The 22,954-nt window shown below is 62.6% G+C and carries 25 protein-coding genes and 1 pseudogene; 14 read left to right on the plus strand and 12 right to left on the minus strand.

The features are described from left to right. Positions 1 to 145: 145 nt before the first annotated feature. The 3 genes from ACE4QZ_RS26175 to rpmE form a co-directional block, all read right to left on the minus strand. Positions 146 to 1,414 carry a malic enzyme-like NAD(P)-binding protein gene (locus tag ACE4QZ_RS26175; RefSeq protein WP_003249133.1) on the minus strand — a complete coding sequence of 423 codons (1,269 nt, stop codon included), beginning with the start codon at positions 1,412 to 1,414 and terminating at the stop codon, positions 146 to 148. A gap of 178 nt (positions 1,415 to 1,592) precedes the next feature. After that, entirely contained in the window at positions 1,593 to 2,414 is an 822-nt protein-coding gene (locus ACE4QZ_RS26180) for a thermonuclease family protein (protein WP_028697533.1), read from the minus strand. Positions 2,415 to 2,416: 2 nt separating this feature from the next. Then, positions 2,417 to 2,632: a 50S ribosomal protein L31 gene (gene rpmE, locus ACE4QZ_RS26185; protein ID WP_003249127.1), complete on the minus strand. Its 216-nt coding sequence runs from the start codon at positions 2,630 to 2,632 to the stop codon at positions 2,417 to 2,419. A 167-nt stretch (positions 2,633 to 2,799) separates the two neighbouring features. Here rpmE and ACE4QZ_RS26190 point away from each other — a divergent pair, with 167 nt between their 5' ends. The 3 genes from ACE4QZ_RS26190 (at position 2,800) to ACE4QZ_RS26200 (ending at position 7,643) form a co-directional block, all read left to right on the plus strand. Then, positions 2,800 to 5,019, plus strand: coding sequence for a primosomal protein N' (locus tag ACE4QZ_RS26190; RefSeq protein WP_053870425.1), 2,220 nt, complete (start codon positions 2,800 to 2,802; stop codon positions 5,017 to 5,019). 187 nt (positions 5,020 to 5,206) lie between these two features. Further along, positions 5,207 to 6,943: an arginine--tRNA ligase gene (argS, locus tag ACE4QZ_RS26195; RefSeq protein WP_021783671.1), complete on the plus strand. Its 1,737-nt coding sequence runs from the start codon at positions 5,207 to 5,209 to the stop codon at positions 6,941 to 6,943. A 1-nt stretch (position 6,944) separates the two neighbouring features. After that, positions 6,945 to 7,643: an SPOR domain-containing protein gene (locus ACE4QZ_RS26200; RefSeq protein WP_053870424.1), complete on the plus strand. Its 699-nt coding sequence runs from the start codon at positions 6,945 to 6,947 to the stop codon at positions 7,641 to 7,643. Positions 7,644 to 7,733: 90 nt separating this feature from the next. Here the strand turns inward: ACE4QZ_RS26200 and ACE4QZ_RS26205 are convergent, their stop codons facing one another. After that, positions 7,734 to 8,153, minus strand: coding sequence for an NINE protein (locus ACE4QZ_RS26205; protein ID WP_028697535.1), 420 nt, complete (start codon positions 8,151 to 8,153; stop codon positions 7,734 to 7,736). Between the two features lie 166 nt (positions 8,154 to 8,319). On the opposite strand from ACE4QZ_RS26205, the gene ACE4QZ_RS26210 reads away from it, so the two are divergent. Further along, on the plus strand, positions 8,320 to 8,946 hold the full coding sequence (locus tag ACE4QZ_RS26210) for a C40 family peptidase (protein WP_028697536.1): 627 nt from the start codon (positions 8,320 to 8,322) through the stop codon (positions 8,944 to 8,946). A gap of 126 nt (positions 8,947 to 9,072) precedes the next feature. On the opposite strand, the gene ACE4QZ_RS26215 is transcribed toward ACE4QZ_RS26210, so the two are convergent. Further along, a complete protein-coding gene (locus ACE4QZ_RS26215; protein WP_028697537.1) occupies positions 9,073 to 10,071 on the minus strand; it encodes a type IV pilus twitching motility protein PilT in 999 nt (332 codons plus the stop codon). A 65-nt stretch (positions 10,072 to 10,136) separates the two neighbouring features. On the opposite strand from ACE4QZ_RS26215, the gene ACE4QZ_RS26220 reads away from it, so the two are divergent. The 9 genes from ACE4QZ_RS26220 to ACE4QZ_RS26260 all read left to right on the plus strand — a co-directional run bounded on the left by ACE4QZ_RS26220 (position 10,137) and on the right by ACE4QZ_RS26260 (position 16,706). Next, entirely contained in the window at positions 10,137 to 10,823 is a 687-nt protein-coding gene (locus ACE4QZ_RS26220) for a YggS family pyridoxal phosphate-dependent enzyme (RefSeq protein ID WP_021783666.1), read from the plus strand. Positions 10,824 to 10,861: 38 nt separating this feature from the next. Next, positions 10,862 to 11,680, plus strand: coding sequence for a pyrroline-5-carboxylate reductase (gene proC, locus ACE4QZ_RS26225; RefSeq protein ID WP_004575483.1), 819 nt, complete (start codon positions 10,862 to 10,864; stop codon positions 11,678 to 11,680). Positions 11,681 to 11,690: 10 nt separating this feature from the next. Further along, a complete protein-coding gene (locus ACE4QZ_RS26230; protein ID WP_012053960.1) occupies positions 11,691 to 12,281 on the plus strand; it encodes a YggT family protein in 591 nt (196 codons plus the stop codon). Between the two features lie 99 nt (positions 12,282 to 12,380). After that, a complete protein-coding gene (locus ACE4QZ_RS26235) occupies positions 12,381 to 13,520 on the plus strand; it encodes a homoserine O-succinyltransferase MetX (protein ID WP_021783665.1) in 1,140 nt (379 codons plus the stop codon). Positions 13,521 to 13,527: 7 nt separating this feature from the next. Beyond that, positions 13,528 to 14,148 carry a methionine biosynthesis protein MetW gene (metW, locus tag ACE4QZ_RS26240; protein ID WP_021783664.1) on the plus strand — a complete coding sequence of 207 codons (621 nt, stop codon included), beginning with the start codon at positions 13,528 to 13,530 and terminating at the stop codon, positions 14,146 to 14,148. 22 nt (positions 14,149 to 14,170) lie between these two features. Beyond that, complete coding sequence (locus ACE4QZ_RS26245) at positions 14,171 to 14,605, plus strand: DUF4426 domain-containing protein (protein WP_101196376.1); 435 nt, start codon at positions 14,171 to 14,173, stop codon at positions 14,603 to 14,605. Then, on the plus strand, positions 14,602 to 15,198 hold the full coding sequence (gene rdgB / locus ACE4QZ_RS26250; RefSeq protein ID WP_101196377.1) for an RdgB/HAM1 family non-canonical purine NTP pyrophosphatase: 597 nt from the start codon (positions 14,602 to 14,604) through the stop codon (positions 15,196 to 15,198). The genes ACE4QZ_RS26245 and rdgB overlap by 4 nt, the downstream gene beginning before the upstream one ends. Then, the gene (gene hemW / locus ACE4QZ_RS26255; protein WP_101196378.1) at positions 15,195 to 16,370 is read left to right on the plus strand and encodes a radical SAM family heme chaperone HemW; all 1,176 of its coding nucleotides are present in this window, start codon (positions 15,195 to 15,197) and stop codon (positions 16,368 to 16,370) included. The genes rdgB and hemW overlap by 4 nt, the downstream gene beginning before the upstream one ends. A 9-nt stretch (positions 16,371 to 16,379) precedes the next feature. Then, on the plus strand, positions 16,380 to 16,706 hold the full coding sequence (locus ACE4QZ_RS26260) for a DUF3392 domain-containing protein (protein ID WP_003249095.1): 327 nt from the start codon (positions 16,380 to 16,382) through the stop codon (positions 16,704 to 16,706). Between the two features lie 207 nt (positions 16,707 to 16,913). Here the strand turns inward: ACE4QZ_RS26260 and trmB are convergent, their stop codons facing one another. The 4 genes from trmB to ACE4QZ_RS26280 all read right to left on the minus strand — a co-directional run bounded on the left by trmB (position 16,914) and on the right by ACE4QZ_RS26280 (position 19,187). Continuing rightward, positions 16,914 to 17,636, minus strand: coding sequence for a tRNA (guanosine(46)-N7)-methyltransferase TrmB (trmB, locus tag ACE4QZ_RS26265; RefSeq protein WP_019097204.1), 723 nt, complete (start codon positions 17,634 to 17,636; stop codon positions 16,914 to 16,916). Positions 17,637 to 17,645: 9 nt separating this feature from the next. Beyond that, positions 17,646 to 18,458 carry a thiazole synthase gene (locus ACE4QZ_RS26270; protein WP_003249091.1) on the minus strand — a complete coding sequence of 271 codons (813 nt, stop codon included), beginning with the start codon at positions 18,456 to 18,458 and terminating at the stop codon, positions 17,646 to 17,648. A 54-nt stretch (positions 18,459 to 18,512) separates the two neighbouring features. Continuing rightward, positions 18,513 to 18,713 carry a sulfur carrier protein ThiS gene (thiS, locus tag ACE4QZ_RS26275; RefSeq protein ID WP_003249090.1) on the minus strand — a complete coding sequence of 67 codons (201 nt, stop codon included), beginning with the start codon at positions 18,711 to 18,713 and terminating at the stop codon, positions 18,513 to 18,515. A gap of 102 nt (positions 18,714 to 18,815) precedes the next feature. Continuing rightward, the gene (locus ACE4QZ_RS26280; RefSeq protein WP_021783659.1) at positions 18,816 to 19,187 is read right to left on the minus strand and encodes a DUF423 domain-containing protein; all 372 of its coding nucleotides are present in this window, start codon (positions 19,185 to 19,187) and stop codon (positions 18,816 to 18,818) included. Positions 19,188 to 19,216: 29 nt separating this feature from the next. Between ACE4QZ_RS26280 and mtgA the strand changes: the two are divergent. Then, positions 19,217 to 19,965: pseudogene (mtgA, locus tag ACE4QZ_RS26285) on the plus strand (monofunctional biosynthetic peptidoglycan transglycosylase). Positions 19,966 to 20,293: 328 nt separating this feature from the next. Here the strand turns inward: mtgA and rpoH are convergent. The 3 genes from rpoH to ftsE form a co-directional block, all read right to left on the minus strand. Continuing rightward, positions 20,294 to 21,148, minus strand: a complete 855-nt coding sequence (gene rpoH / locus ACE4QZ_RS26290; RefSeq protein WP_003249083.1) for an RNA polymerase sigma factor RpoH — start codon at positions 21,146 to 21,148, stop codon at positions 20,294 to 20,296. Positions 21,149 to 21,259: 111 nt separating this feature from the next. Further along, positions 21,260 to 22,285, minus strand: coding sequence for a permease-like cell division protein FtsX (gene ftsX / locus ACE4QZ_RS26295; protein WP_021783657.1), 1,026 nt, complete (start codon positions 22,283 to 22,285; stop codon positions 21,260 to 21,262). Then, positions 22,282 to 22,953, minus strand: a complete 672-nt coding sequence (gene ftsE, locus ACE4QZ_RS26300) for a cell division ATP-binding protein FtsE (RefSeq protein WP_003249079.1) — start codon at positions 22,951 to 22,953, stop codon at positions 22,282 to 22,284. The genes ftsX and ftsE overlap by 4 nt, the downstream gene beginning before the upstream one ends. Position 22,954 lies beyond the last annotated feature (1 nt).

Below are 22,954 nucleotides of genomic sequence, written 5' to 3' on the forward strand. Positions count from 1 at the left end.
GAATCGAGCGCCGCGCGGGCGGCGCTCGATCTGATAGGCGCCACAAGTGCCCTGACGAACACCTTGCAGCCCTGACACATTCCCAAGCCCCAACAAAAAGCCCCGGCTCATGCGAGCCGGGGCTTTTTTATGTCGCTTGCGGCAATCAGCCGTTGAACACTTCATCCACGCTGGTCAGCGGGTAGTGCTTCGGATAAGGCAGGGTAGCCACGCCGGATTCGATGGCAGCCTTGGCCACAGCATCGGAAACGACGGTGATCAAGCGTGCATCCAGCGGCTTCGGAATGATGTACTCACGGCCGAACTCCAGGCCTTCAACGCCATAGGCTTCGCAAACTTCCTTCGGCACTGGCAGCTTGGCCAGATCTTTCAGGGCGATAGCGGCAGCGATCTTCATCTCTTCGTTGATACGCTTGGCGCGAACGTCCAGAGCACCACGGAAGATGAACGGGAAGCCCAGCACGTTGTTGACCTGGTTCGGGTAGTCGGAACGACCGGTCGCCATGATCACGTCGTTGCGAGTGGCATGCGCCAGCTCTGGGGAGATTTCCGGGTCCGGGTTCGAGCAGGCGAACACGATCGGGTTGGCAGCCATCGACTTCAGGCCTTCTGGGCTCAGCAGGTTCGGGCCGGACAGGCCTACGAACACGTCGGCACCGTCAAGGGCGTCGGCCAGGGTGCGCTTGTCGGTCGCGTGGGCGAACTGCGCCTTGTACTGGTTCAGGTCGTCACGGCCAGCGTGGATCACGCCACTACGGTCGATCATGAAGATGTTCTCGACCTTCGCACCCATGCTTACCAGCAGCTTCATGCAGGAGATGGCAGCAGCGCCGGCACCCAGGCAGACGATCTTGGCGTCTTCCAGTTTCTTGCCGGCGATTTCCAGGGCGTTGATCATGCCGGCGGCAGTCACGATGGCAGTACCGTGCTGGTCATCGTGGAACACCGGGATGTCGCACTGCTCGATCAGGGTACGTTCGATTTCAAAGCACTCAGGCGCCTTGATGTCTTCAAGGTTGATGCCACCGAAGGTGATCGAAATGCGGCGAACGGTGTCGATGAACGCTTGCGGGCTTTCCGATTCGACTTCGATGTCGAACACATCGATACCGGCGAAACGCTTGAACAGAACACCCTTGCCTTCCATGACCGGCTTGGAAGCCAGTGGGCCGAGGTCACCCAGACCGAGGATGGCAGTGCCATCGGAAATCACCGCAACCAGGTTGCCTTTGCCGGTGTATTTGTAAGCCAGCTCTGGATCACGGCCAATTTCGCGCACCGGCTCTGCAACACCTGGGCTGTAGGCCAGGGCGAGGTCACGGGCGGTGGCAGTGGGCTTGGAGAGTTCAACGCTCAGTTTCCCCGGACGAGGTTGAGCGTGATATTCGAGAGCGGCGGTTTTCAGGTCTGACATGGTGGGCATTCCGCTATTTACTGTTCTGACGGACCGCCGAGGATACGCAAAGAGCCGGGGAGCCACAAGACTGGCCGGTCACTTGTGTCAAGGCCTTTAGCCTACGACTTTACGCTACAACCCACGGGGGCATACGACCTACAGTGTGTACAATCCACTATCGAAATGTCTACATCTTTTAGCCTGAAATGCGCGCCAGCATGCTCGGATCGGTCAATGGCAACACCCAGCGTCGCTGCCCGGGCTTGAGGCCTCCCCTGCGGGAACGATCCAGCACCCAGCCGCGCGCTTCGACCTGGTGTCCCTTGAGGTTATCGAAGAAGCTGGCGGGGAAGTTGCGCTGCAGACGAGCGGGAACCTGCAGCACCATGGTATTGCCCAGGGTCAGCCAGACCCCGCCACGATTATGCTCAATGCCTCCGATACGACCACGTACAACAGCGAAACCTGACCGCCTGACATCGCCTGCAGGCACCACGGGTGAACGCCGCCACAGGCCAACACCAGCCTGGCGCGCCGCTTGTTCGGCAAGCTGCTGGCAGCCGCTGAAGCGCACATTAGGGGCAATTGCCACGCGATAGCCCAAGCCCTCGCTAAGCAATTGTGCTTCCAGATTGTCGCCATTGCGGCTGTAGATGTGCGCCAGTGTGCGACCGTACTTGTCTTTGCCTTCAACACCAGGCACCAGCCCGACGCGATGGTCACTGGCCTTTATCAAGGCCTGCAATCGCCGCCTGGCAGCTTCGGCATAGGGCTCACTGGTACGCCCCTTGCGGCCTATTTCCGGGGCATTGATACCGATCAGCCGCACACTGCGGCCATCGACCAGACGCAAGGTGTCGCCATCGACCACCTGTCGTACCGCTACCCATTGGGGCTTGTCCGGCAGTGGGCAGAACGCCAGGACCGGGAAATGCCAGATAACGCCCACAAAAAAGGCGCCCACAAGGGGCGCCTTCTTCAGCAACAATGCGAAACCCGAAGGATTCGCCATGCGCATGATTACTTCTTGGCACCGAACATGCCGAAGCGATCGGCGAACTTCTGTACGCGACCACCGGTGTCCAGAACTTTCTGCTTACCGGTGTAGAACGGGTGGCACAGGTTGCAAACGTCGATCGACAGGACATTGCCCAGGGTCGAACGAGTTTCGAACTTGTTACCGCAGCTGCAGGTGACTGCAACTACTTCGTAGTTCGGGTGGATACCTTCTTTCATGGTCACTTCCTCGAGCTGCGTGCCGCCACCCAACACCAATTGTTGAATACCGCACGTAATTAGGCGGCGAATAATACCAGAGCACACCGTCAGCGCAAGATGTCGCTTGCACCGACCGTCGTCTGCTAGGCTCGCCAGTCCTTGTAACGCCCTCCGAGACTTTCCGCGTGTCCGACGTCATCCTGCGCCTTGCCCTGCCCTCTCCGCTGCGGCGCCTGTTCGACTACAAGGCGCCGGCGAGCATGGCGCGCCAGACCTTGACCCCTGGCATGCGCATCCGCGTGCCCTTTGGCCGCCGCGAAATGATCGGCGTGCTGATAGAGGTGTGCACGCAGAGCGAAGTGCCCGCCGACAAACTGAAGCCGGCCAGCGCCCTGCTCGACCCGGTGTCCCCCATCCCCGCGTCGCTGTTCAAGTTGTGCCTGTGGACCGCCCAGTACTACCAGCACAGCCTGGGCGATACCCTGAGCTGGGCGCTGCCCACGCTACTGCGCCAGGGCGAAGCCGCCGAAATGCGCCAGGAACGCTTCTGGCATATAGCCCCTGGCGCCCGCCTGGAAGACCCGCGCATTGCCCGCGCGCCGCGCCAGCGCGACGCCCTCAAGACCCTGGCCCAGCACCCGCACGGCGTGGCCCACAGCCTGCTGGCCAAACTCAACCTGAACAAGGACAGCCTCGACCTGCTGCTGGCCAAGGATCTGGTGCAGGTCGAGACGCGCCGCCACTTGCCGGCACAACGCCATGAGCACTGGCTGGCACAGCCGGAACTGCCACTCAACGAAGAACAACGCGATGCCTTCGACGCCGTGTGCGAGGGCTTTGGCGGCTTCGGCGCGTTCTTGCTGGCCGGCGTCACCGGCAGTGGCAAGACCGAGGTCTACCTGCAACTGATCCGCGAAACCCTGGAAGCCGGCAAGCAGGCGCTGGTGCTGATCCCGGAGATCAACCTCGGCCCGCAAACCCTGGCGCGCTTCGAGCAACGCTTCAACGCGCGTATTGCCCTGCTGCACTCGGCAGTGAACGACCGCGAACGTCTGGATGCCTGGCTGGCGGCACGGGACGGCGAGGCCGATATAATCATCGGCACCCGCTCGGCATTGTTCACGCCGATGAAAAACCCCGGCCTGATCATCATCGACGAAGAGCACGACGGCTCCTATAAACAGCAGGAAGGCCTGCGTTACCACGCCCGCGACCTGGCGCTGGTACGCGCTCACCAGGAGAACGTCCCGATCCTGCTCGGCTCCGCCACACCGTCGCTGGAAACCCTGCATAACGCCTTGACCGGCCGCTACCGCCTGCTGCGCATGAACCAGCGCGCCGGGGGGGCACGCCCGCCGCGCATGCTGCGCCTGGATGTGAAGAGCCTGCCGCTGGACAGCGGTATCAGCGGCCCGCTGCAGCAGGCTATTCGGCAGACGCTGGAAGCCGGCCAACAAGTGCTGGTGTTCCTCAACCGCCGGGGCTTTGCTCCAACCTTGCTGTGCCACGATTGCGGCTGGCTGTCCGAATGCCCACGCTGCGATGCGCGCATGACCGTGCACCAGCGCTCCGGCGTGCTGCGCTGCCACCACTGTGGCTATGACGAACGCCTGCCGCACCAATGCCCGCAATGCAACCACGTCGACCTGCGCCCGGTCGGTGCCGGTACCGAGCGCGCCGAAGAGCGCCTGAAGGTGCTGTTCCCGGATTACCCGATCCTGCGCGTGGACCGTGACAGCACGGCGCGCAAGGACGCCATGCACAACCTGTTCAGCACCATCCAGCGCGGCCAGCCGAGCATCCTCGTCGGCACCCAGATGCTCGCCAAGGGCCACCACTTCCCGCGGGTGACGCTGGTGGCCATCCTCGATGCCGATGGCGGGCTGTTTTCCGGCGACTTCCGCGCCAGCGAGCGCATGGCACAACTTATCGTCCAGGTGGCCGGGCGGGCCGGGCGGGCCGAAGAACCCGGCAAGGTCATCATCCAGACCCACCTGGCCGACCACCCACTGCTGGTACAGCTAACCGAGCAAGGCTACTTCGCTTTCGCCGAACAGGCCCTGGACGAACGCCGGGCCGCCGGGCTGCCGCCCTACTCGCACCTGGTCTTGCTGCGTGCCGAAGCACACAAGCCGGGGCAGGCCGAAGGTTTCCTCGACGAAGCCTGTGCCGCCGCCGAGCGCCTGGTGGCCGAACAACGCCTGCCGGGCATCGAACTGCTGGGCCCGGTACCGGCACCCATGGAGCGTCGCGCCGGACGATTCCGCGCGCAACTGTTGATACAGGCCAATACCCGGGCGCCGTTGCATCGACTGATCAGCGCCTGGTTGCTAGTGTTGGAACAGATGCCAAGCGGGCGCCAGGTGCGCTGGTCGCTGGATGTCGACCCGGTAGACCTGTATTGAGCTGCAAGCTGCGAGTGACCAGCGACAAGCAAGCGCCGGGCGGGGGCGATGCCGCTTTTTCTTGCGGCTGGTGGCCCCCCGCTTGCCGCCCAAAGGTTGGCAACCTGCTCCCGGCAACGGATAATGCCCAGTTTTTCCACCTGCGCATCCAGGCGCTCACCGCGCTTGCGGTCGAAAAGAGATCCCCATGAAAGACACCATTCGCCAGCTGATCCAGCAAGCCCTCACCCAACTCGTCACCGACGGTGTGCTGCCTGAAGGGCTGTCGCCGGCGATCCAGGTGGAAAACGCCCGGGACAAGACCCACGGCGACTTCGCCAGCAACATCGCCATGATGCTGGCCAAGCCGGCCGGCATGAAGCCGCGCGACCTCGCCGAAAAACTGATCAACGCCCTGCCGGCCAGCGCCGACATCAGCAAGGTCGAGATTGCAGGCCCTGGCTTCCTCAACTTCTTCCAGAACACCGACGCCCTGGCCAGCCGCCTGGATGCCGCCCTGGCCGACGCCCACCTGGGTGCACGCAAAGCCGGCCCGGCGCAAAAGGTGGTGATCGACATGTCGGCACCTAACCTGGCCAAGGAAATGCACGTCGGCCACCTGCGCTCGACCATCATCGGCGACAGCGTTGCGCGCGTGCTGGAGTTCCTGGGCGACAACGTCATCCGCCAGAACCACGTCGGCGACTGGGGTACCCAGTTCGGCATGCTGATGGCCTACCTGCAGGAAAACCCGATCACCAGCGACGAGCTGTCGGACCTGGAAAACTTCTACCGTGCGGCGAAGAAACGCTTCGATGAATCGGAAGAGTTCGCCACTCGCGCCCGCGGCCTGGTGGTCAAGCTGCAAGCTGGTGACCCCGAGTGCCTGGCTTTGTGGACTCGCTTCAAGGACATCTCGCTGTCGCACTGCCAGAAGACCTACGAGCTGCTCAACGTCAAACTGACCATGGCCGACGTGATGGGCGAAAGCGCCTACAACGACGACTTGGCCAACGTGGTGGCCGACCTCAAGGCCAAGGGCCTGCTGGTCGAAGACCAAGGCGCCCAGTGTGTGTTCCTCGACGAGTTCAAGAACAGCGAAGGCGACCCCCTGCCGGTGATCGTGCAGAAGGCCGACGGAGGCTACCTGTACGCGACCACCGACCTGGCTGCCGTGCGTTACCGCAGCAACGTATTGAAAGCTGACCGCGCACTGTACTTCGTCGACCAGCGCCAGGCCCTGCACTTCAACCAGGTGTTCGAAGTGGCCCGCCGCGCTGGCTTCGTCAGCCACCCGATGCAAATGGAGCACATGGGCTTCGGCACCATGAACGGCGCCGACGGCCGCCCGTTCAAGACTCGTGACGGCGGCACCGTGAAGCTGATCGACCTGCTCACCGAGGCCAAGGAGCGCGCCTACGCGCTGGTCAAGGAAAAGAACCCGAGCCTGGCCGACGACGAACTGCGCCACATCGGCGAGGTGGTGGGCATTGGCGCGGTGAAATACGCAGACCTGTCCAAGCACCGCACCAGCGACTACAGCTTCAACTTCGAGCTGATGCTCAACTTCGAAGGCAACACCGCGCCTTACCTGCTGTACGCTTACACCCGCGTAGCCGGCGTGTTCCGCAAGCTGGGCAAAGGGTTTGACGAAGTCGACGGCAAAATCGTGCTGCAAGCTGCCCACGAGCAAGATTTGGCCGCGCGCCTGGCGCAGTTTGGCGAAATTCTCAACAACGTCGCCGAAAAAGGCACGCCGCATGTGCTGTGCAGCTACCTGTACGACTTGGCCGGCCTGTTCTCCAGCTTCTACGAGAACTGCCCGATCCTCGCTGCCGAAACCCCTTCGCAGCAGCAGAGCCGGCTGCGCCTGGCCGCCCTGACCGGCCGCACCCTCAAACAAGGTCTGGAACTGCTCGGCCTGGAAACCCTGGAGCGCATGTAAGTTGGCTGCCAAGAAAAAACCTGCCCCGAAACGCGGCGCCAGCCGCCAGACGGCACCGGCCAAACAGCCGATCCCCGGCTGGGTATGGCTGGCGGTCGGCCTGACCGTAGGCGCGTTCATCGTGTTCCTGATGAAGCTCGAACCCGGTGGCGACGACATCAAACGCACCAAACCCGAGCAGCAGAAGCCGGCGAAAACGGCCGAAGCCGGCAAGCCAGCGCAAGCTACCCCGCAACAGCCGGTGAAGCCGAAGTACGACTTCTACACGCTGCTGCCGGAGTCTGAGGTGATCGTGCCGCCGGAAGCCGTACCGGAGAAAACGCCACCAGTGCCGGCCCAGCCGGTAGCTCCGGTAACACCAGCAGAAGCGGCGAAAATCGACACGGCGAGGGCCCAGGCAGCACTGCTCGGCCAAACCCCGCCACCGCCACCACCTGTGATCAAGCCGGCTGCGACCACGCAGTACTTCCTTCAGGCAGGCTCGTTCCGCAAGCAGGCCGATGCCGACAAGGTACGGGCACAGATCATCCTGCTGGGCCAGTCGGTGAAGGTGGAGTCGGGTACGGTCAAGGAGGAAACCTGGTACCGCGTGCTGGTCGGGCCGTTCAGCAACCGCGAGCAATTGACCGGGGCACAGAAGCAGCTGGCTGGGGCCGGTTTCAGCAACCTGTTGCTGCAACAGCGGCAGACCCGCCAGTAACAAAGAAGGCCTTGCCGCAGCGGTGCGACAAGGCCTTTTTTATATAGGCAGCATTACCCGTGAGTGGGCTGTAAAACAGCCACGGCACCGTCAGCCCCGCCCCGCATTCCTCTCGGACACCTGGGTGTTCAACGTCCAGAAGTCATACAGCACCCCCACCAGGAACAACCCACCGGTAAAGAAGTAGATGATCGCGGTGATCCACTTGCCCTGATACAGCCGGTGCAGGCCAAACACCCCGAGGAAGGTCAGCAGAATCCAGGCGATGTTGTAGTCGATACGCCCGGACTGAAACCTCAGGTCGGCTTCACGGTCCATGGACGGGATCAGGAACAGGTCGATCAACCAACCAATGCCCAGCAAGCCCAAGGTGAAGAACCAGATGGTCCCGGTAATCGGCTTGCCGTAATAGAAGCGATGGGACCCGGTGAAGCCGAAAATCCACAGCAGGTAGCCAATGGTTTTGCTGTGGGTGTCGTGAAAGGGCACCCCCTGTTGATAACTGTTCATTCATAGCCCCCGTGGGTTATCCGAAAATTTTCTAAGAAAAAATGTGACTTTCTCGTCGCAAGCCGACATACGGCACCTGGACAATCGACCAACGGATCAATGATTGATCAAAAAGCTGTTATAAAGTTGCGCGCCCAACACATAACTATTCATAAGAGCTTCATCTATGCCGCCTTTGATCAAGACATGGCTGACCCTCTGCCTATTATTGCCCCTGGCCGCCCACGCCACCAATCGTGAGCAACGTCTTCCCAATGGTTTTACCGGCTACACGACCAACGCGTCGGTGAAACACGCACCCGCCAAGCAGACCGCGCTGCGCGCCCGCCCAAGCAACGCCGTCAGCAGCCGCGGTGCCAATGTCGCCGCCATGTCGCCGAAGCAAAGCAGCGACGTGCTCAGCCGTGCGGTCAATGTGCTCGGTACCCCTTATGTTTGGGGCGGCAGCAGCCCGAAAAAAGGCTTTGACTGCAGCGGGCTGGTCAAATACGCCTTCAACGACGTCGCTGACGTCAACCTGCCGCGCACCTCCAATGCCATGGCCCAGGGCCACGGGGTGAAGGTGGCCAAGGGTGATCTGAAGCCCGGCGACCTGATCTTCTTCAACATCAAGAGCCGTCGGGTCAATCACGTAGCCATCTACCTGGGTAACGACCGCTTCATCCACGCGCCACGCCGTGGCAAGCGGGTGAGTATCGACACCTTGAGCAAGCCTTACTGGCAGAAGCACTACGTGGTGGCAAAGCGGGTACTGCCGAAGGAGCAGCAACAGCTGAACCTGGCCAAGCGTTAATCTGATCGGCGCTATCCGGTACCGGCCCCTTCGCGGGCACGCCCGCTCCCACAGGTACCGCGTCGCTCTCGCGGGCAGCGCCATACCTGTGGGAGCGGGCGCGCCCGCGAAAGGGCCTTTCAGGTACTACAAGCCTTTGATCAACCCTCGCTCCCTCAGCCTCCGCAACGCCCCCTCCATCGTCCGCATCCCCTCAGCCGCCCCGCCCTGCATCACCGAAGACAACTGCGCCAACCGCCCCTCCCGAACCAGGTTACGCACCGCCGGCGTCGCCACCAGCACTTCCCGCGCAGCCACCCGCCCACCTTCCACACGCTTGACCAGCAACTGCGCGACCACCAGGCGCAGCGACTCGGCCAGCATCGCCCGCACCAACGGCTTTTCCTCGGCAGTAAAAACCTCCACCAACCTGTCGATGCAGCTGGTCGCCGAACGCGCATGCACGGTTGCCAGCACCAGGTGCCCGGTTTCGGCCGCGCGCAGGGCCAGGCGAATGGTTTCCAGGTCGCGCAACTCGCCGATCATGATCACGTCCGGGTCCTGGCGCAGTGCACTGCGTAGCCCCTGAGCAAAGCCGCGACTATGGCGCCCCATCTCACGCTGGTTGACCAGGCTGCGCTGGCTGTCATGGATGACCTCGACAGGGTCCTCCAGGGTAATGATGTGCAGTGCCCGCTCGCGGTTCAACTGGTCGAGCAGCGTTGCCAGGGTGCTGGACTTGCCACTGCCTGTCGGCCCGACGACGAGGATCAAGCCATCACTGCATTGCGCGACAGCTTGAAACACATCCGCAAGGTCCAGCTCGCTCACTGTGGCAATGCGCCCCGGAATCAGCCGAAAGGTCACCGCCGGGCCCTTCAACTGGCGAAACAGGTTCAACCGAAAGCGCCCAAGCGCCGGCAACTCCAGCGCAAGGTCCAGTTCATCGCCTTGGGCCCACTGCTGGCACTGGTGGTCATCCAGCACGCTCGCCATGCCCTCGATCAAGGCATCCGCGCTCAAGGGCGGCAAGCCCATACGCTGCAACTCGCCATCCAGGCGCAGCATTGGAATCTGGCCCGTCGCCAGGTGCAGGTCCGAAGCCCCCGCATCCACAGCTCGGGCCAACAGGTCGGTCACATCCATGAGACTCCCCAAAGGCCTTCAAGCAGGTAGAATGCCGCAGACCCTACAGCTGCCGGCATTGATCCATGTCCACCCTAGCAGACAACCTTTCCGCGATTTCCGCCCGTATCGCCAGTGCTGCCCAGGCAGTCGGGCGTGATCCGGCCAGCGTCCAGTTGCTGGCCGTGAGCAAGACCAAGCCCGCCAGCGCTATCCGCGAGATCCATGCCGCCGGTGTGCGCGACTTCGGGGAAAATTACCTACAGGAAGCACTGACAAAGCAGCAGGCCCTCAGCGACTTGCCCTTGATCTGGCACTTCATCGGCCCCATTCAGTCGAACAAGACCAAAGCGATCGCCGAGCACTTCGACTGGGTACATTCCGTGGACCGCCTGAAAATTGCCCAACGCCTGTCGGAACAGCGCCCTGCCGGGTTGGCGCCGCTGAACATCTGCCTGCAGGTAAACGTCAGCGGCGAAGACAGTAAATCCGGCTGCACCCCGGCCGACCTACCCGCGTTGGCCAAAGCCGTAGCCGCACTGCCCAACCTGCGCCTGCGCGGGCTGATGGCAATCCCGGAACCCACCGAAGACCGCGACACCCAGGAGGCCGCCTTCGCCAGCCTGCGCAAGTTGCAGGAAGACCTGGGGCTTGGCCTGGACACCCTGTCGATGGGCATGAGCCACGACCTGGAAGCGGCCATCGCCCAGGGCGCGACGTGGGTACGGATTGGCACGGCCCTGTTCGGAGCCCGCGACTACGGCAACACCTGATTCCATGCTTCACTCACTCTTTTCCACAAGGACCTGACATGAGCAAGACACGTATTGCCTTTATCGGCGCCGGCAACATGGCCGCCAGCCTGATCGGTGGTCTGCGTGCCCAGGGCCTGGACGCCTCGCAGATCCGCGCCAGCGACCCGGGCGCCGAGACCCGCAGTCGCATCCAGGCCGAGCACGGCATTGAAGCCTTCGAGGACAACGCCCAGGCCATCGATGGCGCTGACGTCATCGTGCTGGCGGTCAAGCCACAAGTCATGAAAACCGTCTGTCAGGCACTGCAACCCAACCTGCAGGATGGCCAGCTGATCGTTTCCATCGCCGCCGGCATCACATGCGCCAGCCTGCAAAGCTGGGTGGGCGCTCGCCCGGTAGTGCGCTGCATGCCCAACACCCCGGCTTTGCTGCGCCAAGGCGTGAGCGGCCTGTACGCCACCGCTGAAGTGTCCGGCGAACAGCGTCAGCAGGCCGAACAACTGCTGTCGGCCGTGGGCACCGCCCTGTGGCTGGAGCAGGAACAGCAACTGGACGCCGTGACTGCTGTGTCTGGTAGTGGCCCGGCGTACTTCTTCCTGCTGATCGAGGCCATGACCGCGGCCGGCGAAAAACTCGGCCTGCCACGCGAAACCGCCTCCCAACTGACCTTGCAGACGGCCCTGGGCGCCGCGCGCATGGCGGTTGCTAGCGATGTCGATGCCGCCGAACTGCGCCGCCGCGTCACCTCGCCCGCCGGCACCACGGAAGCGGCGATCAAGTCGTTCCAGGCTAGCGGCTTCGAAGCCATCGTCGAGCAGGCGCTGCAGGCTGCAGCCACGCGCTCCGCCGAGCTGGCCGAACAACTGGGCAAATAAGGAGCTTTAGATGAATGCACTGTCAGGCGCCGCGATTTTCGTGGTGCAAACCCTGGTAAGCCTTTACCTGGTAATCGTCCTGCTGCGCTTCGTACTGCAGTTGGTCAAGGCCAACTTCTACAACCCGCTGTGCCAGTTCGCAGTTCGTGCCACCCAACCGCTGCTCAAGCCGATCCGCCGGATCATCCCTAGCGTTGGCGGGCTGGATACCTCGTCGCTACTGCTGGCGGTGGTCATCCAGGCTCTGCTGATGGGCTTCGTGCTGATGGTCACCTACGGTACTTTCGGCGACGTCCTGCACCTGCTGATGTGGGCAATCATCGGCATCACCTCGCTGTTCCTGAAGATTTTCTGGGTGGCGATGATCGTCATGGTGATCGTTTCCTGGGTTGCACCCAACAGTCACAACCCGGCGGCCGAACTGGCCTACCAGATCAGCGAGCCAGTGCTGGCGCCGTTCCGCCGGCTGGTGCCAAATCTGGGCGGCATGGACATTTCGCCGATCTTCGCCTTCCTGGCGATCCAGGTGATCCAGTCGTTTGTCATGCCCCCTCTGGCCGCCTACGCCGGCATGCCTCAAGAGCTGTGGCGAATGATCTGAGGCTCGCCAGCCCCAGCTTGCCCCCAGTCGCAAGCCTTTGCTTGCCGCTGGGGGTAGCGCTCTTTAGACTTACGCCTCCGTCAAGCGTGAGCAGGGTCGATGTCAACTGTCTTTCCCGAAGATTCCGTCGGTCTGGTAGTACCGCAAACAGCCCGGTTCGATGAACCGCTGGCACTGGCCTGTGGCCGTTCACTGGCCAGTTACGAACTGGTCTACGAGACCTATGGCACCCTGAACGCCAGCGCGAGCAATGCCGTGCTGATCTGCCATGCCCTGTCCGGCCACCACCATGCCGCTGGCTACCATGCCGCCACCGACCGCAAGCCGGGCTGGTGGGACAGCTGCATCGGCCCCGGCAAGCCGATCGATACCAACCGCTTCTTCGTGGTCAGCCTGAACAACCTCGGCGGCTGCAACGGCAGCACCGGCCCCAGCAGCGTCAACCCGGCCACCGGCAAACCGTATGGCGCCGATTTCCCTGTACTGACCGTAGAGGACTGGGTACACAGCCAGGTGCGCCTGGGCGAGCGCTTGGGCATCCAGCAGTGGGCCGCTGTCGTGGGCGGCAGCCTTGGCGGTATGCAGGCACTGCAATGGACCATCAGCTACCCCGAGCGTGTGCGCCATTGCGTCGACATTGCCTCGGCACCCAAGCTGTCGGCGCAGAACATCGCCTTCAACGAGGTGGCGCGCCAAGCCATTCTCACTGACCCTGAGTTCCATGGCGGTTCGTTCCAGGACCAGGGCGTGATCCCCAAGCGCGGCCTGATGCTGGCACGCATGGTCGGGCACATTACCTACCTGTCCGACGACTCGATGGGTGAAAAATTCGGCCGTGAGCTGAAAAGCGACAAGCTCAACTACGATTTCCACAGCGTCGAGTTTCAGGTCGAAAGCTACCTGCGCTATCAGGGCGAAGAGTTTTCCGGCCGTTTCGACGCCAACACCTACCTGCTGATGACCAAGGCACTGGACTATTTCGACCCGGCCGCCAAGCAGGGGGGTGACCTGGCAGCCACCCTGGCCCACGTCACGGCGGACTACTGCATCATGTCGTTCACCACCGACTGGCGCTTCTCTCCGGCCCGTTCGCGCGAGATCGTCGACGCACTGATGGCTGCGCGCAAGAACGTCTGTTACCTGGAGATCGATTCGCCCTACGGGCACGATGCCTTCCTGATCCCCACACCTCGCTACATGCAGGGTTTCTCGAACTACATGAACCGCATTGCCATCTGAGGACAGCATGAGAGCCGATCTGGAAATCATCCACGACTGGATCCCCGCCGGCAGCCGGGTACTCGACCTGGGCTGCGGTAGCGGCGAACTGCTGGCCTCGCTGCGTGACCGCAAACAGGTCACCGGCTATGGCCTGGAAATCGACGCCGACAACATCGCCGCCTGCGTGGCCAAGGGCGTCAACGTCATCGAACAAGACCTGGACAAAGGCCTGGGCAACTTCGCCAGCAACAGTTTCGACGTGGTGATCATGACCCAGGCCCTGCAGGCCGTGGAGTACCCCGACCGCATCCTCGACGAAATGCTGCGCGTGGGCCGTCAGTGCATCATCACCTTCCCCAACTTCGGCCACTGGCGCTGCCGCTGGTACCTGGCGACCAAAGGCCGCATGCCGGTATCGGACTTCATGCCGTATACCTGGTACAACACGCCGAACATCCACTTCTGCACCTTCGCCGACTTCGAAGAACTTGTGCACGAACGCCGAGCCAAGGTACTCGACCGCCTGGCGGTCGACCACTTGCACCGCAATGGGTGGGGTGGGCGGCTATGGCCTAATCTTCTAGGTGAGATCGGCATCTACCGCGTCAGCAGCCCGGGCCTGCAAGAGCAGCCGCTCGCGGTCTGACGCCCACCGGAGGAATCGCCCCATGCGCCGCCTAGCCCTGTTCCTGATCAGCCTGTGCCTGGCCCTGCCAGTATTGGCTGCCGATGCCGCACGCCCCGAGCGCAAGGAGGTATTTGGCGACGTGACGGTGCACTACAGCGCATTCACGTCGAGCATGCTCACTCCCGAGGTGGCAGCGGCCACCGGCCTGATTCGCAGCAAGAACCAGGGCGTGCTCAACATTACCGTACTCAAGGCCAGCAAACCGGCCACAGCGGTGGTCAGCGGCACGATCAAGGACCTGACCGGGCGCAGCAGCCCGCTGTCGTTCAAGCAGATTACCGAACAGGGTGCGGTGTACTACATCGCCCAGTTCAAGATCGACCAGCCAGAAACCGTCACCTTCGACCTGAACATCGAAACCGGCGGCATCAGCAACTCTCTCCGCTTCAACCAGGAAGTGTTCCCAGGCGAATGATGAATTTCCAGCAACTCGTATTGGCCAGCCACAACGCCGGCAAACTCAAGGAACTCCAGGCCATGCTCGGCCAATCCGTGCAACTGCGCTCGATTGGTGAGTTCAGCCAGGTAGAGCCGGAAGAAACCGGCCTGTCGTTCGTCGAGAACGCCATCCTCAAGGCGCGCAACGCCGCCCGCATTTCCGGCCTGCCGGCCCTGGCCGATGACTCCGGTCTGGCGGTGGATTTCCTCGGCGGCGCGCCGGGCATCTACTCGGCACGTTATGCCGATGGCCAGGGTGACGCGGCAAACAACGCCAAGCTGCTCGAAGCCTTGAAAGACGTGCCTGAAGGTGAGCGCAGTGCACAGTTCGTCTGCGTTCTGGCACTGGTGCGTCACGCCGACGACCCATTGCCGATCCTGTGCGAAGGCCTGTGGCAAGGGCGCATCCTGTTCGAGGCCAGCGGTGAGCAGGGCTTTGGCTACGACCCGCTGTTCTGGGTACCGGAGCGCAACTGCTCCAGCGCCGACCTGGCCCCGGCAGACAAGAACCAGCTCAGCCACCGCGCCCGTGCCATGGCCCTGCTGCGCCAACGTCTGGGCCTGGCATGATCGAAATGCTGTCGCCCCCCGGCGCGGCGGGCTTTACCAGCCTGCCGCCGCTGGCGCTGTACATCCACATCCCGTGGTGCGTACGCAAATGCCCTTATTGCGACTTCAACTCCCACGCTGCCGGGCCTGAGCTACCGGAAGATGCCTATGTCACAGCCCTGCTCGACGACCTCGACCAGGAGCTGTCTGCCGTACAAGGCCGCCCGCTCAGCTCGATCTTCTTCGGTGGCGGTACGCCAAGCCTGTTCAGTGCCAAGGCCCTCGGCCGGCTGCTGCGCGGCGTAGAGCAACGTATTACGTTCGCGCCAGACATCGAGATTACCCTGGAAGCCAACCCGGGCACCTTCGAGCAGGACAAGTTCAAGGCCTACCGGCAGACCGGCATCAACCGCCTGTCGATCGGTGTGCAGAGCTTCCAGCCAGCCAAGCTGGAAGCACTAGGGCGCATCCACAATGGCGACGAAGCGGTTCGGGCCGCTGGCATGGCGCGCGCGGCCGGTTTCGACAATTTCAACATGGACCTGATGCACGGCCTGCCCGACCAGTCGCAGGACGACGCGCTGGCTGACCTGCGCCAGGCCATCGACCTGGGCCCGACACACCTGTCGTGGTATCAGCTCACCGTGGAACCGAACACGGTGTTCTGGAACCAGCCGCCAGAGCTACCCGAAGACGATATCCTCTGGGATATTCAGGAAGCCGGCCAAGCGCTGATGGCCGCGCACGGCTACCGCCAGTACGAGGTATCAGCCTACGCCCAGGCAGACCGCGCCGCCCGGCACAACCTCAATTACTGGCGCTTCGGCGACTTCATCGGTATCGGCGCCGGCGCCCACGGCAAGCTCACCTTTGCCGACGGGCGCATCCTGCGTACCTGGAAGACCCGCCTGCCCAAGGATTACCTGAACCTGGCCAAGCCGTTCAAGGCCGGCGAGAAGCTGCTGCCAGTCGATGAACTGCCGTTCGAGTTCCTGATGAACGCCCTGCGCCTGACCGATGGCGTGGAAGCCGAACTGTTCACCCAACGCACCGGCTTGCCACTGGCGCAGCTGCATGAGGCACGCCGTGCCGCCGAACAAAAGGGCCTTTTGCAGGTCGAACCGGATCGACTGGTAGCCACGCCGAGGGGCCAGTTGTTCCTCAATGACCTGCTGCAGTATTTCTTGACCTAAGGATGACCCATGGATCTGGTACTTGATCTGCTCGCGACGGTTTCCCGCTGGAGCCGCAGCAACCTGTCGGAGATTTCACTGGCCTTGGTAGGCTGCCTGCTGGTGCTGTTCGGCACCGATGTCAAAGCCTGGGCAGAGCAACGCCTGGGGGGCTTGGCCGGCGCCCTGCGCGTGCCGTTCATGGCGCTGATGGTAATGATCGGCAGCGGTGCCGCGCTGATCTATGCCACGCCGTGGGTGGTGAAGGGGCTGAGCCAGTTCAACAACTATGCGTTGGCGCCTGTGTTGCTGGTGGTGCTGGTATTGATTGGCGTGGTGGCGGATCGCCGAGGCTGAGCCAATGGCCCCGGGCCCTTGTAGGAGCGGGTTCACCCGCGAAAGGGCCGGCCGTGCTGGCCAATCTCCACCCGCCGTTCACCGTTGCCGCCACTACCGTATTCGCGGGTAAACCCGCTCCTACAAAGAAAAAACCGCCCTTCTCAAGGCGGTTTTTTCGCCTGCATTCCTGCAAGCATCGGCACATCGAGAAGCCGTATCAGCCGCTCAATCCACCTTCTCGAACTTCAAGTCCCACACCCCATGGCCCAGCCGCTCACCGCGGCGTTCGAACTTGGTGATCGGGCGCTCTTCGGGGCGCGGCACATAAGTGCCGTCTGCCGCACGGTTGCGATAGCCAGGAGCTGCGCTCATCACTTCCAGCATGTACTCGGCATACGGCTCCCAATCGGTGGCCATGTGGAACACACCACCAGGCTTGAGCTTGCGACGTACCAGCTCGGCGAACTCCAGCTGGACGATGCGGCGCTTGTGGTGACGCGCTTTGTGCCAAGGGTCTGGGAAGAACAGCATCAACCGATCGAGGCTGTTATCCGCCACGCAACGGTTCAGCACCTCGATGGCATCGCAGTCATACACCCGCAGGTTTTTCAGCCCCTGGGTCAGCACGCCATTGAGCAGCGCGCCAACACCCGGGCGGTGCACTTCCACACCGATGAAGTCCTGCTCAGGTGCGGCAGCCGCCATTTCCAGCAGGGAATGGCCCATGCCGAAGCCAATCTCCAAGGTGCGCGGGGCCGAACGGCCGAACACCTGGTCGTAGTCAACCGGGCTGTCAGCCAGTGGCAGGATGTACAGCGGGCCGCCTTGGTCCAGGCCGCGTTGCTGGCCTTCGGTCATGCGCCCGGCACGCATCACGAAGCTCTTGATGCGGCGGTGTGGGCGGGCGTCGCCGTCGGGGGTGATCGGCGTATCGTGCGATTCAGTCATCAGTTGCTCTTACTTGATCAGACCATCCAGCGGCGAAGAGGCGCTGGCATAGAGTTTCTTCGGCATACGACCGGCCAGATAGGCCATGCGACCCGCAACAATGGCGTGTTTCATGGCCTCGGCCATCAGCACCGGCTGCTGGGCATGGGCAATGGCCGAGTTCATCAGCACTGCCTCACAGCCCATTTCCATGGCGATGGTGGCGTCGGATGCGGTACCCACGCCAGCATCGACCAGCACCGGCACCTTGGATTCTTCCAGGATGATCTGCAGGTTGTAGGGGTTGCAAATACCCAGGCCGGTGCCAATCAGGCCTGCCAGCGGCATGACCGCGATGCAGCCGACTTCGGCCAGCTGACGGGCGATGATCGGGTCGTCGCTGGTGTAGACCATTACATCGAAACCTTCCTTGACCAGCACTTCGGCAGCCTTGAGGGTTTCGATCACGTTAGGGAACAGGGTTTTCTGGTCGGCCAGCACTTCCAGCTTCACCAGCGTGCGGGACTCGTGCGATTTACGCCCATCGAGTAGTTCGCGGGCCAGACGGCAAGTGCGTACCGCTTCCACCGCATCAAAGCAGCCTGCAGTGTTCGGCAGGATGGTGTACTTGTCGGGCGACAGTACATCGAGCAGGTTCGGCTCGCCCGCGTTCTGGCCAAGGTTGGTGCGGCGCACAGCGACAGTGACGATTTCGGCACCCGAGGCCTCGGTGGCCAGGCGGGTTTCTTCCATGTCACGGTACTTGCCGGTACCGACCAGCAGGCGCGACTGGAAAGTACGCCCGGCCAGGGTGAAGGGCTTGTCGCTACGAACGTTGCTCATCGTTGTTCCTCGGGAAAAGGTTGCAGGGCTTGCTTGTGAACCGCCGGGCTGCTGTCAGCCGCCACCGATGGCGTGGACCACTTCGACCTGGTCGCCGTCATTCAGCAGCGTGCTGTCGTGCTGGCTGCGCGGCACGATATCCAGATTCAGTTCCACTGCAACACGGCGCCCGGTCAGTTCCAGGCGCGCCAGCAGGGCTGCAACGCTTTCGCCGGCAGGCAGTTCGTAAGGTTCACCGTTCAATTTAATGCGCATGCGCACGGCCACCATTGTTCTTTGGGGCCAGCATTCTAGCGCCGAACCGCCCTGCAACCCAAGGGCGGTGCGCGCCATTAGTCGTGATTGTGGACCACTCGGTCAGCCCAGCCGCCAGGCTGCCAGGCCCAGGCACAACCAGCCGCCGAGGAAGCACAAGCCACCAATCGGGGTGATGATGCCAAGCTTGCCGATGCCGCTGAGGGTCAGCAGGTACAGGCTGCCGGAGAACAGCACGATGCCCAACGCAAACAGGCCGCCGGCCCACCCCACCAGGCGCCCGGGCAGGTGCGCCGAGAGCACCGCAACGCCGAAGATCGCCAAGGCATGGACCAGTTGGTAAGTCACGCCGGTATGGAAGATCGCCAGGTAGTCAGCCGTCAGCCGGTTTTTCAGGCCATGAGCGGCAAAGGCGCCCAGGGCGACCCCGGTAAAGCCAAAAAAGGCGGCAAGCATCAGGAAGCTGCGAAGCATGGGACGACTCCTTGTATCGGGTCTGTATAATGGCCCCTTCCACCCTTAGGGCCAAGCCATCGACATGCTGTCAACGCTTATCCGTCGCCTTTCCCGTGCCCTGCTCTGGTTCGTTGCCTGCAGCATCGTACTGGTGCTGGTGTTCCGCTGGGTCCCACCGCCCGGCACGGCGCTGATGATCGAGCGCAAGGTACAGTCTTGGGTGAGTGGTGAACCGATCGACCTGCAGCGCGACTGGGAGCCATGGGAAAACATCTCCGATCAGCTCAAGGTTGCAGTCATTGCTGGCGAGGACCAGAAGTTCGCCAGCCACTGGGGCTTCGACATCCCGGCCATTCAGGCGGCGCTGGCCCACAACGAGCGCGGCGGCAACATTCGCGGCGCCAGCACCCTGACCCAACAAGTGGCCAAGAACCTGTTTCTGTGGTCAGGCCGCAGCTGGTTTCGCAAGGGGTTGGAGGCCTGGTTCACCGCGCTGATTGAGTTGTTCTGGTCGAAGGAACGGATTCTCGAGGTCTATTTGAACAGCGCCGAGTGGGGCAACGGCGTGTTTGGCGCCCAGGCGGCGGCGCGTTATCACTTCGGTGTCGACGCCAGCCGGCTCAGCCGCCAGCAGGCGGCGCAGCTGGCTGCGGTGCTGCCTAGTCCGATCAAGTGGAGCGCCAGCCGGCCGAGTGCGTATGTGGCCAGCCGGGCCAGCTGGATTCGCCGGCAGATGAGCCAGTTGGGCGGGCCCAGCTACCTGATGCAGCTCGACACGTCGCGCAACAAGCTTTGAGTTTTGCGGTGATGCGCAAATCGAGCGCCGCCCGCGCGGCGCATCGCGAGCTGCGCTCGCTCCTACGTTTGTTTCGGGCCAATCATTCCTATGGGATCTGCGCGCGGTCGCCTTGGCGCATGCCCCCATTCGCGTTGAACAAACAAGGCGGTCGCGCGCGCCTGTCACAGGCGTTACCGGCCTGAAACAAACGTAGGAGCGAGCGCAGCTCGCGATGCGCCGCGCGGGCGGCGCTCGACCTCACAGGCGCCACACCCCTCACGCCGAGCACAAAAAAAGCCGCTCACCCCATCAGGGCCAGCGGCTTTTCTTTACAACCAAGACTCGATCAGGCAGCGATCAACGCCTTGACCTTGTTCATCGCATTCTTCTCCAGCTGGCGAATACGCTCAGCCGATACGCTGTACTTGTCTGCCAGTTCGTGCAACGTGGCCTTCTCTTCCGCCAGCCAACGCTGATAGAGAATATCGCGGCTACGCTCGTCCAAACCTTGCAGCGCTTCGTGCAGGTTGCTGGTGGAGTTGTCACTCCAGTCGGCATCCTCCAGCTGCACCGCCGGATCGTAACGGTGGTCTTCCAGGTAATGCGCAGGCGACTGGAATGCGCTGTCGTCGTCCGCTTCCGCTGCCGGGTCGAAGGCCATGTCCTGGCCGCTGAGGCGGCTTTCCATCTCGCGCACTTCGCGCGGCTCGACGCCAAGGCTTTCCGCCACGCGATGCACTTCGTCGTTGTTCAGCCACGCCAGGCGTTTCTTCTGGCTACGCAGGTTGAAGAACAGTTTGCGCTGAGCCTTGGTGGTAGCCACCTTCACGATACGCCAGTTGCGCAGAATGAACTCGTGGATCTCAGCCTTGATCCAGTGCACCGCGAACGACACCAGGCGCACGCCCATTTCCGGGTTGAAGCGTTTGACGGCTTTCATCAGGCCGACGTTGCCTTCCTGGATCAGGTCAGCCTGAGCCAACCCGTAGCCGGCATAGCTACGGGCGATATGTACAACGAAACGCAGGTGGGCCATCACCATCTGACGAGCGGCCTCGACATCCTGCTCATAATAGAGACGCTCGCCCAGATCACGCTCCTGCTCGACCGTCAGCAGCGGAATGCTGTTGACCGTGTGCACATAGGCTTCCAGGTTTGCACCGGGTACCAGGGCATAGGCAGGTTGCAACGATGTGGTCATTCAAGAACCTCCGACTTACAAAACTCGCACCTTGTGGGCGCTGCCAACATTGACCTGGAACGACGGTACAAGTTCCGCAGTGAAGAAAATGTCAATGCTGACACGTAAAAACTATCGCGGCGCCAGCTCGTTCAAGTGGCGGGCGACTGCAATCCATGCACCGATATACCCCAACAACACTGCTCCGATCAAGAGCGACAGACCATCGGAAGCCGGAACGCCGCCCAGAGCGAAGTCACTGCCATACAGTCCGGAAAGCCCTACCACCGCCTCGTTCAGCCAGTTCAGGCCAAACGCCAGGATGCCCCACGCCAGCAGGCCTGCGCCCAGGCCATACAGGGCGCCCATGTACAGGAAAGGCCGGCGCACGTAGGCGTCGGTGCCGCCGACCAGCTTGATCACTTCGATCTCGATACGACGGTTTTCAATGTGTAGACGAATTGTGTTACCGATTACTAACAGCAGGGCAGAAATCAGCATCACGGCCAGACCGAAGACGAAGCGGTCACCCAACTTGAGGATGGCTGCCAGCCGCTCGACCCAAACCAGGTCCAGTTGCGCCACGTCCACCCGCGGCAGCTCCGACAGGCGCTGACGCAAGGCTTCCAGGGCTGGCTTGTCGACCTCGGTCGGAGTTACAACCACCACACCCGGCAGTGGGTTGTCTGGCAGTTCGCGCAGGGCCTCGCCCAGCCCGGACTGCTGCTGGAACTCCTCCAGCGCCTGCTCGCGGCTGACATACTGGGCGTCCGCCACGCCAGGCATGCCCTTGATCTCGTCGCGCAGCGCTTCGCCATCACGGCTGCCAGCATCAAGCTTGAGGTACAGCGAAATCTGCGCAGCGCGCTGCCACGAACCGCCAAGCTGCTCGACGTTCTTCAGCAACAGGGACAGGCCCATCGGCATGCTCAGCGCCACTGCCATCACCAGGCAGGTGAAGAAACTGCCAATCGGTTGCTTGCCCAGGCGGCGCAGGCTGTCGGCCAGGCTGGCACGGTGGCTTTCCAGCCAGGCATGCAGCAGGGTGCGGAAGTCCGGGCCATCATCGTCTTCCCCGCGTTTTTTCTTCGCAGGTTGCGGATCGGCCGGTTTCGGTGCGACCCGCTCGGAAACCTTCGGAGTACGTGTAGTGTTCATTGCCCGGCCTCCCCATCGCCGATCAAGCGGCCGCGTTGCAACGTCAGCATGCGGTGGCGCATGCGCGCGATCAGTGCCAGGTCGTGGCTGGCGATCAATACCGTCGTGCCCAGGCGGTTGATGTCCTCGAACACGCCCATGATCTCTGCAGCCAGACGCGGGTCGAGGTTACCGGTGGGCTCGTCGGCCAGCAGCAGAGCCGGCTGGTGAACGATGGCTCGGGCGATACCGACCCGCTGCTGCTGCCCGGTGGACAGGTCGGCCGGGAACAGCTCGCCTTTGTCGGACAGCGACACACGCTCCAGGGCCGAGTCCACGCGCTTGGCGATCTCGACCTTGGACAGGCCGAGAATCTGCAGCGGCAAGGCAATGTTGTTGAACACGGTGCGGTCGAACAACAGCTGGTGGTTCTGGAACACCACGCCGATTTGCCGGCGCAGGAACGGGATTTGCGCATTGCTGATCTGGCCCAGGTCCTGCCCTGCCAGCATCAGCTTGCCGCTGGTCGGGCGCTCCATGGCCAGCAACAGGCGCAGCAGGGTGCTCTTGCCAGCGCCCGAGTGGCCGGTGACGAACAGGAATTCGCCCCGGCGCGCCCGGAAACTCAGCTCATGCAAACCCACATGACCATTGGGATAGCGCTTGGCAACCTGCTCGAATCGGATCATG

It is taken from the genome of Pseudomonas sp. DCA-1 (assembly GCF_046523955.1).
GTDB classification, from domain to species: Bacteria; Pseudomonadota; Gammaproteobacteria; order Pseudomonadales; family Pseudomonadaceae; genus Aquipseudomonas; species Aquipseudomonas putida_Y.

Bases quoted from the DNA above. Each gene is read 5' to 3' on its own strand.
- ACE4QZ_RS26270 (WP_003249091.1), bottom strand. From the start codon at position 18,458: ATGAGCAACGTTCGTAGCGACAAGCCCTTCACCCTGGCCGGGCGTACT.
- argS (WP_021783671.1), top strand. From the start codon at position 5,207: ATGAAAGACACCATTCGCCAGCTGATCCAGCAAGCCCTCACCCAACTC.
- ACE4QZ_RS26280 (WP_021783659.1), bottom strand. From the start codon at position 19,187: ATGCTTCGCAGCTTCCTGATGCTTGCCGCCTTTTTTGGCTTTACCGGG.
- rdgB (WP_101196377.1), top strand. From the start codon at position 14,602: ATGATGAATTTCCAGCAACTCGTATTGGCCAGCCACAACGCCGGCAAA.
- ACE4QZ_RS26245 (WP_101196376.1), top strand. From the start codon at position 14,171: ATGCGCCGCCTAGCCCTGTTCCTGATCAGCCTGTGCCTGGCCCTGCCA.
- proC (WP_004575483.1), top strand. From the start codon at position 10,862: ATGAGCAAGACACGTATTGCCTTTATCGGCGCCGGCAACATGGCCGCC.
- ftsX (WP_021783657.1), bottom strand. From the start codon at position 22,285: ATGAACACTACACGTACTCCGAAGGTTTCCGAGCGGGTCGCACCGAAA.
- ACE4QZ_RS26205 (WP_028697535.1), bottom strand. From the start codon at position 8,153: ATGAACAGTTATCAACAGGGGGTGCCCTTTCACGACACCCACAGCAAA.
- rpoH (WP_003249083.1), bottom strand. From the start codon at position 21,148: ATGACCACATCGTTGCAACCTGCCTATGCCCTGGTACCCGGTGCAAAC.
- thiS (WP_003249090.1), bottom strand. From the start codon at position 18,713: ATGCGCATTAAATTGAACGGTGAACCTTACGAACTGCCTGCCGGCGAA.
- ACE4QZ_RS26220 (WP_021783666.1), top strand. From the start codon at position 10,137: ATGTCCACCCTAGCAGACAACCTTTCCGCGATTTCCGCCCGTATCGCC.
- ACE4QZ_RS26175 (WP_003249133.1), bottom strand. From the start codon at position 1,414: ATGTCAGACCTGAAAACCGCCGCTCTCGAATATCACGCTCAACCTCGT.
- ftsE (WP_003249079.1), bottom strand. From the start codon at position 22,953: ATGATCCGATTCGAGCAGGTTGCCAAGCGCTATCCCAATGGTCATGTG.
- rpmE (WP_003249127.1), bottom strand. From the start codon at position 2,632: ATGAAAGAAGGTATCCACCCGAACTACGAAGTAGTTGCAGTCACCTGC.
- ACE4QZ_RS26215 (WP_028697537.1), bottom strand. From the start codon at position 10,071: ATGGATGTGACCGACCTGTTGGCCCGAGCTGTGGATGCGGGGGCTTCG.
- ACE4QZ_RS26180 (WP_028697533.1), bottom strand. From the start codon at position 2,414: ATGCGCATGGCGAATCCTTCGGGTTTCGCATTGTTGCTGAAGAAGGCG.
- ACE4QZ_RS26235 (WP_021783665.1), top strand. From the start codon at position 12,381: ATGTCAACTGTCTTTCCCGAAGATTCCGTCGGTCTGGTAGTACCGCAA.
- hemW (WP_101196378.1), top strand. From the start codon at position 15,195: ATGATCGAAATGCTGTCGCCCCCCGGCGCGGCGGGCTTTACCAGCCTG.
- ACE4QZ_RS26230 (WP_012053960.1), top strand. From the start codon at position 11,691: ATGAATGCACTGTCAGGCGCCGCGATTTTCGTGGTGCAAACCCTGGTA.
- ACE4QZ_RS26260 (WP_003249095.1), top strand. From the start codon at position 16,380: ATGGATCTGGTACTTGATCTGCTCGCGACGGTTTCCCGCTGGAGCCGC.
- metW (WP_021783664.1), top strand. From the start codon at position 13,528: ATGAGAGCCGATCTGGAAATCATCCACGACTGGATCCCCGCCGGCAGC.
- trmB (WP_019097204.1), bottom strand. From the start codon at position 17,636: ATGACTGAATCGCACGATACGCCGATCACCCCCGACGGCGACGCCCGC.
- ACE4QZ_RS26210 (WP_028697536.1), top strand. From the start codon at position 8,320: ATGCCGCCTTTGATCAAGACATGGCTGACCCTCTGCCTATTATTGCCC.